This is a genomic window from Cellvibrio japonicus Ueda107 (genome assembly GCF_000019225.1).
Lineage (GTDB): Bacteria > Pseudomonadota > Gammaproteobacteria > Pseudomonadales > Cellvibrionaceae > Cellvibrio > Cellvibrio japonicus.
The window spans coordinates 2,830,071-2,843,323 of sequence record NC_010995.1 but is presented as its reverse complement, the minus strand read 5'-3'; the positions used below and the strand labels follow the sequence as shown (position 1 = coordinate 2,843,323).

The following is a 13,253-nucleotide window of genomic DNA, read 5'->3' as shown; positions in this document are numbered from 1 at the left end:
CATGGTTTTTGCGATAGATCAGTCTGCCTCGTTAAAGTCAGGCAACTTGTCCAGGGTAATCACCAGGTCGTGGTTGTACACATGGGTTTTATGCGCACTGGTGTTGTAGTAGTCGCCGCTCCAGAAATTGTCCTGGTGGGTGCCAGATGCCAGCGTGGTGGCATTAAAGTTGCCGTCATTCCAGGTCATAAACCACAACCACCAGGCGTTATCGGCCTGGATCTTGTCCGGATCGGGAATGTAGCTGTTTTCGCTCAACGCAATCATTTTGTTTTCTGCAGAGTATTGGCGCACCTGGGTGTAGGTAGCCAGCTGCGACTTATAGGTCTTGTTATCGGTGTTGTCGTAGATATCGAAACTCATGATGTCGGCCACATCGTTACCCGGGAACCAGGCCGGGTTTTGGCCGTTCCACACCCAGATCAGGTTGTCGAGCTGGTGGTAGTTCACCAGGCGGTCGTACAGGTGGCGCCACAACAAAATATTGGCATAGGCCTGGGGGGCGCCATCGGTACGGGCGCGGCCCCACCAGAACCAGCCGTTGCCGTTATAGCCGGAGGCCTCGTGTAGTGGGCGCCAGAGGACAGGCACATCGGCATCGCCCAGCTTTTTCAGTTCAGCGGCGATTACATCGATACCGGCATTGATCTGTGCATAGGCGGGGCTGCTGGTATCCAGGGCGCCATTGGCAAGGGGGATAGTGAAGTCGGTTTTTTCGCTATAAAACTCGGCGCTGTTGACATTGGCGGTATTCAACCGCGCCGGGTCGCGCCAGTGCCAGGCAAAGGTGACCAGGCCTCCGCGCTGGGCGTGTGCTATGGCCTCCTCGGTTTGCCCCAAGCCCTCAACCCAATTGGCGGTCATGCCATAGTTCATAAAGTCGTAACCCATCAGGGCGGGGTATTTACCGGTGTCGTCAAAGACGCGCTGGTACATATCGATGGCGTCTTTCCAGGTCAGGTCTTGCTGTCCGGCAATCATTTTGGATCCCCAGATGCTTTTCAGGTAGCTATACACCCGGCGGGTTTTGGCGCTGGCATCCTGGTTGACCGGCAGTTCGCGGGTTGCCACTTCGGGCAGGCTGGTGCGATTGGCCGGGCAAAAGCTATGGGAAATACAGTAATCGTTGTTTTCGAAGCCCCAACTGCCGTTGTCGGTTGTGCAGATTTTCCAGGCGGAACCATCGACAGTACAGGTAGCCACGGCAGCACTGCTACTGGATGAGCTACTGGAACTGCTGAGGGAGGATGAACTGGAGCTAATACTGGAGGATGAACTGGAGCTTATGCCGGACGACGAACTGCTGGATAGGCTGCTCGACGAAGTACTGCTGGTTGTTGCGGTGGAGCTGGATGTCGTGGCAGCACGGCTGGATGAGGGGGAGCTATTGCCGCCGCCACCTCCGCCTCCACAGGCGGAAAGCAGGGAAAGAACGCTCAGGCCCAGCAGCCAGGAAAGTAATGGTCTCGGGATTTGCATGGTGTCTCCGGAATTTATGATTATTGCCTGGATTTTTATGCTGCTGTGTAAGGTAATAAATAGGATTTATGTAATCGGTTACCTTTCCGGTCAGTATAGCTTGGGAATGGCGTAAAAAGAAAGATTGTTATGCCAGTGGTATACCTGTTCTGGGGTGGTTGGGTGGGGGATTTGGTCTGCCGGGGCTTCTCATGTAGAATGCGCGCCTCGCAAATTCCCGCCGTGATGGCGCCCGTTTTAGACAGAATCTCGCCTTATTATGGAAATCAATCCTTTACTCAATGCCTTGAAAGACCTCGCTGAGCGCACCCAGGTGCTTAGGGGGTATCTTTGACTACGATCTGAAGAAAGAGCGCCTGGCCGAGGTGGAACTGGAACTGGCAGAGTCCAGTGTCTGGGATAACCCCGAGCGCGCCCAGGCCCTGGGGCGCGAGCGCTCCTCCCTCGAAATCGTCGTAAAAACCATCGAATCGCTCGACAGTGGCGTTGCCGATTGTGGCGAATTGCTGGATATGGCTGTGGAAGAGAACGATGAGTCCATGGTGGCCGATGTCCAGGCAGAGATAGATCGCCTGGAAAAAGAGCTGGGGGTGCTGGAGTTCCGCCGCATGTTCTCCGGTGAAACCGATCCCAATAACGCCTACCTTGATATCCAGTCCGGTTCCGGCGGCACTGAAGCGCAAGACTGGGCTGAAATGGTCTTGCGTATGTACCTGCGCTGGGGTGAGGCCAAGGGCTTTAAAGTCACCCTGGAAGAATGCTCGGCCGGTGAAGTGGCCGGTATTAAAAGCGCCACCATTTATTTTGAAGGCGAATATGCCTTTGGTTGGTTGCGTACTGAAACGGGCGTACATCGCCTGGTGCGCAAATCGCCTTTTGATTCCGGCAACCGTCGCCATACGTCTTTCTGTTCCGTGTTTGTGTCACCGGAAATTGATGACAACATCGAGATTGAAATCAACCCGGCGGACTTGCGTATCGATACCTATCGCGCCAGTGGTGCCGGTGGCCAGCACGTTAACAAAACCGATTCCGCGATTCGTATCACCCACATTCCCAGCGGTATCGTGGTGCAGTGCCAGAATGAGCGCTCACAACATGCCAACCGCGATAAAGCCTATAAAATGCTGCGCGCCAGGATGTACGAGCAGGAGATGCTCAAGCGCAATGCCGAGAAGCAGGCGATGGAGGACAGCAAGTCCGATATTGGCTGGGGCAGCCAGATTCGCTCCTACGTGCTGGATGACTCGCGCGTAAAAGATCTGCGCACGGGGGTGCAGACATCCAATACCCAAGCGGTACTGGATGGCGACCTGGATCAGTTTATTGTTGAAAGCCTTAAGGCCGGTTTGTAATTCCTGGCGTTTTTACTTTTTAAGAATCAGTGACGACACTATGAGCAAAGATACTCCTGCAAGCAACGAAACCTCTGCCGTAAACGCGCAAGATGAAAATAAACTCATGGCCGAACGCCGCCAGAAGCTCGCGGCTATCCGTGAGAAGGGCAATGCCTTCCCTAACGATTTCCGTCGCACGGACAAGAGCGTGGATTTGCAAGCCGCCTTCGGTGAAAAAACCAAGGAAGAGCTGGAAGCGCTCGACCATAAAGTCAGTGTTGCCGGCCGCCTGATGGCCAAGCGCGGCCCTTTTATGGTGCTGCAGGACGGTGATGGCACTATCCAACTCTACGCTGACAAAGCCGCCCAGGAAGTCATTAAAGAAAACTGGGGCGTGTGGGATCTGGGCGACATCGTGGGTGTAACCGGTGCCCTGCACAAATCCGGCAAAGGCGATTTGTATGTAAACCTGGAGCAATTCCAGTTGCTCACCAAATCCCTGCGTCCGCTGCCGGATAAATACCACGGCTTGAGCGACCAGGAAATCCGCTATCGCCAGCGCTATGTTGACCTGATCGTCAACCCGGAAGTGCGCGATACCTTTCGCCTCCGTTCGCAGTGCATCAGCTTTATTCGCAATTACATGAGCGGCCGCGGTTTTATGGAAGTGGAAACCCCCATGTTGCATGTGATTCCCGGCGGTGCTTCCGCACGCCCCTTCGTGACCCATCACAATGCACTGGATATGGATATGTTTTTGCGTATCGCCCCGGAATTGTATTTGAAGCGTTTGGTGGTTGGCGGTTTTGAGCGTGTGTTTGAAATTAACCGCAATTTCCGCAACGAGGGGGTATCCACTCGCCACAATCCTGAATTCACCATGATGGAGTTCTACCAGGCCTACGCCGATTACAAAGACCTGATGGATTTGACTGAGGATCTGTTGCGTAAATTGTGTATCGACGTCACGGGTGGTACTACCTTGAAATACCAGGACAGCGAATACGATTTCGGCAAACCCTTTGTGCGCCTGTCGGTATTCGACTCCATCCTGCACTACAACCCCGATGTGACGGCCGAGCAAATCAGCAGTGTTGCAGGTGCCACCCAGGTTGCTGAGCGTTTGGGCCTGAAAGTCAAACCCGGTACACCCTTGGGTAAAATCCAGACCGAAATTTTTGAAGAGACGGTTGAGCATAAACTGGATCAACCCACGTTCATTACCGAGTATCCGACAGAGGTATCGCCCCTGGCGCGTCGCAGTGACACCAATCCGGCGGTAACCGATCGCTTTGAGTTCTTTATCGGTGGCCGCGAATTGGCCAATGGTTTCTCCGAGTTAAATGATGCGGAAGACCAGGCGGAACGTTTCCTGGAGCAGGTAAAAGCCAAAGATGCCGGTGATGACGAGGCCATGTACTACGACGCCGACTTTGTGCGTGCGCTGGAGTACGGTTTGCCGCCCACGGCCGGTGAGGGTATTGGTATCGACCGTTTGATTATGCTGTTTGCCAATGCACCGTCCATTCGCGATGTGCTGCTTTTCCCGCATATGCGCCCGGAATAAAACAAGCATTAAACAACAAACCCGCCAATTGGCGGGTTTGTTGTTTTCAGGCCGGGAAAAACCGTCACGGTTTCGCCATTACTGGCAGGGTGTTCCTGTTACAACGGGTGTGGAAGCACTGCCAGTGCCTTTGGTGCCTTGTAATCCAAACTCAACGGTCTGGCCCGGCTGGATACTGGCGTTCCAGCTCAACCCGGTTGCCGAGTAAGGATTGGTACCGCTGAGGGTGGCATTCCAACTGCTGGTGATACGGCTGCCATCGCTGTAGTTCCAATTCACGCTCCAGCTATTAATTGCGCTGTTACCGTTATTGTGAATCCGAATGGCGGCGGTAAAACCATTGTTCCATTCGTTGGTTATCACATAGGTGCAAGCACCACTAACCAGGCTGCTGCTGGAACTGCTGGCCACACTGCTGCTCAGGCTGGAAGAGCTGCTGCTTCTGATACTGCTCGATGAAGACACCACACTGCTGACCACTGAACTTGAACTGGAGAGTGGGGTGCTACTGGCAGAGCTGCCGCTGCCCTCAATGCCAAAGGGAGCCGGTTGCGCAGCACAGGTACTGCGTGAAATACAACTTTGGCTGTTTTCCCAACCCCAGCCACTTTGGGTGGTGACACAGAGTGGATAGCGTGTGCCGTACCAGTTGCAGCGTTCGCCACTGAGGCTTGATGTCACTGACGAACTGCTGCTGGAAGCAATAGAACTGCTTGAGGCGATGGATGAACTGCTGGTAATGGAAGAGCTGCTTACAGCGGATGAGCTGCTAGAGCTGGCAATGGAGCTGCTCACAGAACTGCTCACTGCACTGCTGCTGGAGGATGAGACGACTCCTGCAGAATCACCGTACAGCAGGCCGCGACCGTTGGTACCCAAATACAGCCGGCCATAAATGCGCGGGTCGCCGGAAATGGCTTCGCCAAAGTTGCCGTATTGGCGCTGGTCATCGTTGATGCGCACCCAACTGGCACCTTCATTGGTGGAGCGGAATACCCCGCGTACATTGTCAACCTTGCCGATAATGTAAATCGCCGGGTAGGTCGCTCCCGTAGCGGCCTTACCAAAGGTGACATTATCGGCTTCCTGTACGCTTGCCAATTTGGTGAAGCTGGCTCCGGAATTGGTGGAGCGCCAGAGGCCATAGGTCGTGGTACTGCTGCCCCCCGCCAGCCAAATATCCCCTTCGCGACCATAAACCGCTTTGAATTTACGCGCGGCCGCCGGGATGCCGGCGGTCACTGTTGCGCTAAAGCTGGCCCCCTTGTTGGTACTCACATAAAAGGTGCCATTGGCCAGGGCGTAGAACTTGTTGGGGTTGACCCTGTCTGCTTCGATAACCGCACCAGCGGGTAAGGCACTAATAGCCGTCCAGGTGCTGCCAAAGGTGGTGGACAGGTAAACATTGGTGGAACCACCGGGAGCCCAGACAATAGCGCCACCATCGGCTGCAAGGGCAACATTGCCTCCCGAGGTTACACCCGGTGGATTTTGCCCCTGCCACCAACTGCCGCCCGCGTTGGTCGTTACCCCAATACCGCCACCGCTGTCCAGGTTGCCGACGCGCACCATAGTGGCAGGTTGCAGCTCGGCAAAATCGATGCTGGTCGTGCTGCTGAAATTGGGGGTGGTATACATGCTGGTGGGCACTTTGGTCAGGTCATCATGGCGGAAGCCGCCAATATCACCCAGGGCAGAATAAACCGGAGCACCAACCGGAGGGCTCACAACATCCAGCACGGCGGTTTCTTCCAGTCCTTTGACCATGGGTTTGAGCAGGATCTGGCCGCCGGAATCCCAACTGGTCAGGTTTTCCGTTGCATAAATAGTCGCACCGGTGCCGTACATCAAGCGATTGGAGTTGTGTGGATCTATCTCAACGGATTCATTCATCCAGCCCAGCTTGGGTGACACCTCCGGAGCAACCGGATTGCTGTTGCCAAAATTCAGCCAGGGCACTTCGGTAATATCCATGGTGTAGCGGAAGCTGCGGCTAGGGTAGCTGGTCCAATCCCAAATCCGTGTCCAACTGGCACCGCCATTGGTGGAGCGGAAGAAAACCGCATCGGGCCACCAGGCAATTTGCGACGCAACCATGAGGGTATTGGGATTTTTGCGGTCAATGGTTAAACCGCTGTAGCCAAAGTAAAGATCGGAGCTGCTGGAGGGAATCGGGCTGATATTGGTCCAGGTTCCGCTGCTGGCGGTGAATTTCCATACATCGCCTTTGGCGCCGTCATAGGGGCCGCCGGTATCGCTGTAGGCGATATAGAGCACGCCGTTCACGGCATCATAAACGCCCTTGTGGGGCAGGAATCCGGTTGGCTGCCCGGCAAGGCGCGACCAGGTAGTACCGCCATCGGTTGAGCGATAAATGGCATTTTGCGTGTCGGCAACACCCACATAAATCACTTGTGATGTATTGCCGGCAGAGCCGGACGCAGGATCAAAGGTTACCCACACAACCCCCTGGATTTTATTCAGGTAATCATTGGGATCGTTCGGGTCCTGGGCGTAATTGCCACCATTGGTAAAACTGCTGACCTTGGCCCAGGTTGCTCCATAGTCCGTTGAGCGCCAAAGGCCGTTACCGCCCTCCGCACCGTAGTAAATAATGCTGTTGCGATTGGGGTCTATGGCCAGTCGCTCGCCCATCCCGCGCCCGGGCATGTTGCCACCGACCTTGAAGGGAAGGGGAGTTGCCTGCCAGGTATTGCCCCGGTCAGTGGAGCGCAGGATTGCGCCGTTGTTGGGGTCCCAGGTATTGGTATACATACCCACAGCGGCATAGACGCGATTGGGATCTGCCGCGTCAGTTGCCAGGCTCATGACACCGTTCCAGCCCCAATTATCCCAACCTACCCAGTCCAGCAGGGGAATCCAGCTGCTGGTGGCCGAATTCCAGCGATAGGCACCACCGATATCAGTACGCGCGTAAATCAGGTCAGCTTCTTTCTGGTTAAAAATAATGCCGGGCACAAAGCCACCGCCATCAATTCGCACATTTTTCCAGGTGTAATTTTCCGACGGGGCCGCCCAGCTTGGCGCAATACTGCCCCACAGCGCCCCCATGAATGCCCCCATTGCCAGGGAGGTTTGCACACTACGTTTTAGCAACACTCGTATGTTCATCTCTGTTGTTCTCCAAAAGTCGATACAGAAGCAAACACCGCTGGCATTGATACCATGTCGTGCCAGGGAGGAGCTTCTGCCGGATGCTTGGCATCAACAAATGCGTATATTTTTTGTGGGTAGGCCGGGATGCTGCAGTTGGCTATTTGCGGATTTTTATTGCCTGGTTACATGTTGATACATGTTCGCCGGCCGGTAGTTTCCGATAGCCTGTGCAGGTTAATCCTGGCAGTGCATTTGCTGCTGCGATTCAATGATGAAGAAAATGAAAGTCGGAGTTTTCTGCTGGAAAACCGCAAAAAACCACTACAAACATATTCAGAGTTGATAGGTGCGATATCTCGAAAGAGGCTCGCAAATTGTTGTTGTATAAGTTGTTAACTATAAAAAAATATCCTGGTAACAGCGGTTTCCTTCGCCTTGTTCTTTGCTATTTCTTTTTCATTCTTGCAAGTTTTTAAAAGTTATAGGTTTTGCTTTTATTTTTTGTGATCCATATTGCAGTGGTTATGGATATTGTTGCCATGCGAATTGTGTCACCCTTCTCGTTTTCTTTTTGATACACGATTAATTTAATGCCAAAGATAAGTTGTTTGATGATTTTGGTGACAATCGGCTCTGCAACCCCATAGCAGGGGGTTGCTATTTATTTTTATTTACACTACCTTGAAAAAAGTCGTCAGGCAATGGCCCTCGCAAAAACAATTTTAATGATAGCGAGTTTTACGTGTGATTCAGGTGTCAGCGGTGAAAACCGGTTCCAGGCCTGATAATCCGCGACAGGGTTCCAATCCACGACAAAGTGCCGGGGTACTGGCAGATAAATCTCTCTGACTAACTATAAAAAATGGCTCATACAGCTGCTGTGTGGAGAAGTTAGCATTTGCTCCGCTTTACCGCCCAGCACCCATCAACCAAACGTGCTTACGTGGCTGACCCAATACAACAATAAGGGCAGTTGCCAGGCGCAACCAAAGCTATGAATGAACTTGCGTGCTCTCTTATGGGATTGTGCCAGTAGCCTTGTTGTGCCCTGAAAAAATTTTGGAAAAAACACAATGGTTTTAGCAGTGGCTAAAGAATCAACCTGTGCGCGGGTTGCGTTGTTATTCCTGTTTTAGATAGCGGGATCGACGCCAGGCTTCGGTTGATAAACGCCACATTCTGGTTAATGCATTCGATGATAACGGAGCTAAACATGGCTAAATCCTTTCTGGACGTTTTTTCCAACGATGGTGTTTTTACCAAGCGATCTACCCGAAAGTTACCGATGAATATGAAAAAATTTTTATTTAATGCTGCTGTTGCGTTTTCCTTAATCGGGACTGCGACTGCGGCATTGGCCGGCTTTAAGATTTCCGGTACCCAATTGCTCGATGGTAATGGCAATCCATTCATTATGCGCGGTGTTAATCACCCGCATGCCTGGTACACCAGTCGTACCCAGCAGGCGCTTGCGGATATCGCCAGCGTGAAAGCCAATACCGTGCGTGTTGTGCTTGCAGATGGCCAGCAATGGACCCGCACCACAGCTACAGAAGTGGCTAATATCATTAACTGGGCCAAACAAAATAAGCTAATTGTGGTGTTGGAAGTTCACGATGTCACCGGTTCCGGTGAGCAGGCTTCTGCCGGAACCCTTTATAACGCTACTACCTATTGGCTCGATATGGCGGCAACGCTACAAGGCCAGGAAGATTATGTATTGATCAATATTGCCAATGAACCTTATGGTAATGGCGTGCCCGCCAGCACCTGGGTTGATCAACATAAGCAGGCGATTCAACGTATTCGCACCGCAGGCTTGACGCATACACTGATTGTGGATGCCGCTAACTGGGGGCAGGATTGGGAAGAAATTATGCTGAATAACGCTTCCAGCGTTGCGGCAGCCGATACACTGAAAAATACCCTGTTTAGTGTCCACATGTATCAGGTGTATCAATCCCGCTCCACAGTGGAAAGCTATGTGACCCGCTTTATGCAGACCCATAATCTGCCGTTGATTGTAGGTGAGTTTGGCGCTGACCATTATGGTGAGTTTGTCGATGCCGATTCTATTATGGCAGTAGCCCAGCAATACAACATCGGATACCTCGGTTGGTCCTGGTCGGGCAATAGCAGTAATGTAGCGTCTCTGGATATCACCAATAACTGGAATGTGAATAGCCTTTCAACCTGGGGGAATCGCCTAATCAATGGTACCAACGGTATTAAGGCTACTGCACAACTGGCCAGTGTTTACGGTTCTGCATCCAGTTCATCGTCCAGCAGTTCCTCTGTGGTATCCAGCAGCTCCAGCTCAGCAGTGTCGAGTGTTGTTTCATCCAGTTCGGCTTCATCCAGCTCTGTATCCTCTGTCAGCGGTGGGCAGCAGTGTAATTGGTATGGCACTCGCTATCCCTTGTGTGTCACCACTAGCAATGGCTGGGGATGGGAAAATAACCAAAGTTGTATTGCCCGTGCTACCTGTAGTGCACAACCGGCGCCCTGGGGCATTGTGGGGGATAGCTCATCGTCTGTTGCCAGTTCTTCCAGCTCGGTTGTCAGCAGCACCAGTAGTGTTATCAGCTCATCATCCAGCAGCATTCGCTCGTCGTCATCTTCATCGAGCAGTATCGCCTCTTCTGTAGCAAGTTCCGCTGCACCTGCGGGTAATTGCCAATATGTGGTGACCAACCAATGGGGTGATGGTTTCACCGGTGCAGTGCGTATCACCAACCGTGGCAGTTCAGCCATTAATGGTTGGAGTGTTAGCTGGAGCTACAGTGACGGTTCACGCTTGACGAACAGTTGGAATGCCAATGTCACCGGCACTAATCCCTATACCGCCACTCATCTTTCATGGAATGGCAGTATCCAGCCTGGCCAGACAGTTGAGCTTGGATTCCAGGGAACAAAATCCGCTAATCAGGCGGCCTCTGTTCCTGTTGTGACAGGGTCGGTTTGCAATTAATGATCGGCTTGGCGAAAGCTATCTGATCGCGCGCACAACATTTTTATTTTTTGTGCGCAACATCAAAGTAGACGTTGTTAGAGACAAACAAAGGGCGAAAGGGAAGTGATCTGGTGCAGATAAATGAAAAGAGTTTATCTGCACCACATTATTTAAATAAAAAAAGGGCTTTGTTAATTAGATCAAAGAAAAATGTTTTCGCTCGCCTAAAAATGATAGCGCTGTCATTTTGAGTGAAGTACAGATTGATCGATATGGCGTGGGCGTTTTTTATCAATTGTATGCAGGTATGCATGCAATTTTTTGCATATCAACCGGGTTGATATGTGAAATAAGGCGCTGCGTTGTTTCTTCAAGGATGCCTGCATGGATTGGCGCGCTAGCAGGCTTTGCTGCAGTTACTTCGGTGATGGTGGCATACAAGGTTGTAGTAGCCAGGGTGGCTATCGCAATAGTGATAGCACCGAATAATAACAAGGGTAATTGCATCGACTTTTACCCTTATCACTGGAATCCAGGAGAACTTCCATGTTAACTAGAATGAAAAAAGCCTATGGTTTGGCAGGTTTGCTAAGCCTCGGCTTAATCGCTGCCAGCCATAGCTCCCAGGCAGCATGTACCTACAAAATTACCAATGAGTGGAATACCGGTTTGACGGGTGAAATCGTTGTTACTAACAGCGGTTCCAGTGCCGTTAGCAGCTGGTCAGTAAGCTGGCAATATAATGCTAACCGTTTGAGTGGTTCCTGGAATGCCAATGTTTCAGGCAGCAATCCTTATTCAGCGAGCAACCTCAGTTGGAATGGCAACTTGCAGCCGGGCCAAAGTGCAACCTTTGGTTTCCAGGTGGATAAAAATGGCGGCGCTGCTGAAGTACCGCAACTTTCTGGCAGCATTTGCAGTGGCAGCACGTCTTCCTCTGTGCCTTCCAGTGTTCCATCAAGCAGCTCTGTTCCGAGCAGCGTTCCCAGCTCAAGCTCGGTGCCAAGCAGCTCAAGTTCATCGCCAATCACTGCGCAGCAGTGTAACTGGTACGGTACCCTGTATCCTGTTTGTGTAACCACGACCAGTGGTTGGGGTTGGGAAAATAATCGCAGCTGTATTGCAGTGAGCACCTGTAGTTCACAACCCTGTCCTTACGGCATTGTGGGCAGTGGGTCTTGCGGTGTGAGTTCATCCTCCAGTTCATCGGTGGTCACTCCTTCATCATCCAGTAGCAGCAGCCTTGTGCCTTCTTCAAGCTCAAGCAGCAGTGTTGTTGTGCCTTCATCCAGCAGCAGTAGCAGCGTTGTTGTACCCTCATCATCCAGTAGCAGCAGTATCCGCTCCTCATCGTCCTCCAGCAGCTCTTCAGTCAATAGCAGCCAGGGCCCACGTTTGGATAACCCCTTCGTGGATGCGCGTTGGTATATTGATCCGGTTTGGTCTGCCAAGGCACAAGCGGAAAATGGTGGCTCCAGAGTAGCCAATTACAACACCGCTGTGTGGATGGATCGTATCGGTGCGATTGAGCCGCCCGATGGCAGCTTTGGTTTGCGCGATCACCTGGATGCGGCACTGGATCAAAATGCCAACCTGATCCAGGTTGTAGTCTATGACCTGCCCAACCGCGATTGCCATGCCTTGGCATCCAACGGTGAATTGGTTCAGGGCCCGGAAGGTACTGCGCGTTATCGCAACGAGTACATTGATGTAATTGCGTCAATCTTCTCTGATCCGAAATACAGCAGCCTGCGCATCATTGCGATTATCGAGCCGGACTCACTGCCCAACCTGGTTACCAATTTGAGCACTCCCGCTTGTCAGGAAGCTGCTGATATGACCCATGGTTACATTCCCAATACCCGCTACACGCTGAATAAACTGTCGCAAATCAGCAACGTTTATTCTTATGTTGATATTGGCCACTCTGGCTGGTTGGGTTGGGATGACAACTTCGGCAAAGCAATTACCCTGATCGGTGACGCCATTAAAGGCACCACTGCCGGTGTAAACAGCATTGCCGGTTTCGTTTCCAACACCGCCGGTTATACCCCAGTGTATGAGCCTTTCCTCGACTCATTGGCTAGCAGTGCAATGCCAGGCAGTGGTGGCGGTACCCAGGTGCGCCAAGCCAAGTTCTATGAGTGGAACTCCTACTTCAGTGAAGTGGCCTTCGTACAAGCCTGGCGTACACGCATGATTGCAGCCGGTTTCCCATCAACCATTGGTATGCTGATTGATACCTCACGCAATGGTTGGGGTGGTCCAAATCGTCCGACGGCGCAATCTACCAGCACTAATGTTGATACCTTTGTTGACGAATCCCGCGTAGACCGTCGCTATCACCGCGGTAACTGGTGTAACCAGTACGGTGGTATCGGTGAGCGTCCGCGTGTAAGTCCGGCTGCGGGTATCGATGCTTATGTGTGGGTGAAACCACCAGGGGAGTCTGATGGTGTTGGTAGAGCCGGCATTATCGATCCGGTAGATCCAGCGAAAGGTTTCGACCGTTTCTGCGATCCAACTTTCACAACAGCAAATGGCACTCTGACAGGTTCCATCCCCGATGCTCCACACGCGGGTCGCTGGCATTCAGAAGCGTTCCAGATCCTGTTGCAAAACGCTTATCCACCACTGCAATAACGCAAGTGGTGAGCGCGCTGCATATCCCATGCAGCGCTGATACCGAGTGAGAGTGAGCCAGGACAGGCATTTGGAGAGATGCCCCGGCTAAGGATGGCTTTTTTAATTCCCCTTAGGTACATGGTGTTGTGCCATGTGCCGATTTTTGTGATGACAC

Annotated in this window: 7 protein-coding genes; 4 read left to right on the top strand and 3 right to left on the bottom strand. The window is 52.3% G+C overall.

Going from position 1 to position 13,253, the window contains the following annotated elements; all coding sequences use genetic code 11:
• Positions 1-18: 18 nt before the first annotated feature.
• Positions 19-1,479 carry a glycosyl hydrolase gene (locus CJA_RS11950; protein ID WP_012488077.1) on the bottom strand — a complete coding sequence of 487 codons (1,461 nt, stop codon included), beginning with the start codon at positions 1,477-1,479 and terminating at the stop codon, positions 19-21.
• Between the two features lie 259 nt (positions 1,480-1,738).
• On the opposite strand from CJA_RS11950, the gene prfB reads away from it, so the two are divergent.
• Positions 1,739-2,834 (top strand): peptide chain release factor 2 gene (gene prfB / locus CJA_RS11945; RefSeq protein WP_148208862.1). Its coding sequence is split into 2 segments (ribosomal slippage): positions 1,739-1,810 and positions 1,812-2,834, totalling 1,095 coding nucleotides; the frame shifts between segments, so codons are not numbered across the junction.
• A gap of 40 nt (positions 2,835-2,874) precedes the next feature.
• Positions 2,875-4,383: a lysine--tRNA ligase gene (gene lysS / locus CJA_RS11940; protein ID WP_041551486.1), complete on the top strand. Its 1,509-nt coding sequence runs from the start codon at positions 2,875-2,877 to the stop codon at positions 4,381-4,383.
• 78 nt (positions 4,384-4,461) lie between these two features.
• Here lysS and CJA_RS11935 read toward each other — a convergent pair whose 3' ends face one another.
• Complete coding sequence (locus CJA_RS11935; RefSeq protein WP_012488074.1) at positions 4,462-7,515, bottom strand: cellulose binding domain-containing protein; 3,054 nt, start codon at positions 7,513-7,515, stop codon at positions 4,462-4,464.
• A 1,198-nt stretch (positions 7,516-8,713) separates the two neighbouring features.
• Between CJA_RS11935 and CJA_RS11930 the strand changes: the two genes are divergently transcribed.
• Positions 8,714-10,471 (top strand): cellulase family glycosylhydrolase, encoded by a 1,758-nt coding sequence (locus CJA_RS11930; RefSeq protein ID WP_012488072.1) that lies wholly within the window; start codon positions 8,714-8,716, stop codon positions 10,469-10,471.
• Between the two features lie 273 nt (positions 10,472-10,744).
• On the opposite strand, the gene CJA_RS11925 is transcribed toward CJA_RS11930, so the two are convergent.
• The gene (locus tag CJA_RS11925) at positions 10,745-10,960 is read right to left on the bottom strand and encodes a hypothetical protein (protein ID WP_012488071.1); all 216 of its coding nucleotides are present in this window, start codon (positions 10,958-10,960) and stop codon (positions 10,745-10,747) included.
• A gap of 39 nt (positions 10,961-10,999) precedes the next feature.
• On the opposite strand from CJA_RS11925, the gene CJA_RS19090 reads away from it, so the two are divergent.
• On the top strand, positions 11,000-13,096 hold the full coding sequence (locus CJA_RS19090; protein WP_012488070.1) for a glycoside hydrolase family 6 protein: 2,097 nt from the start codon (positions 11,000-11,002) through the stop codon (positions 13,094-13,096).
• Positions 13,097-13,253: the final 157 nt, after the last annotated feature.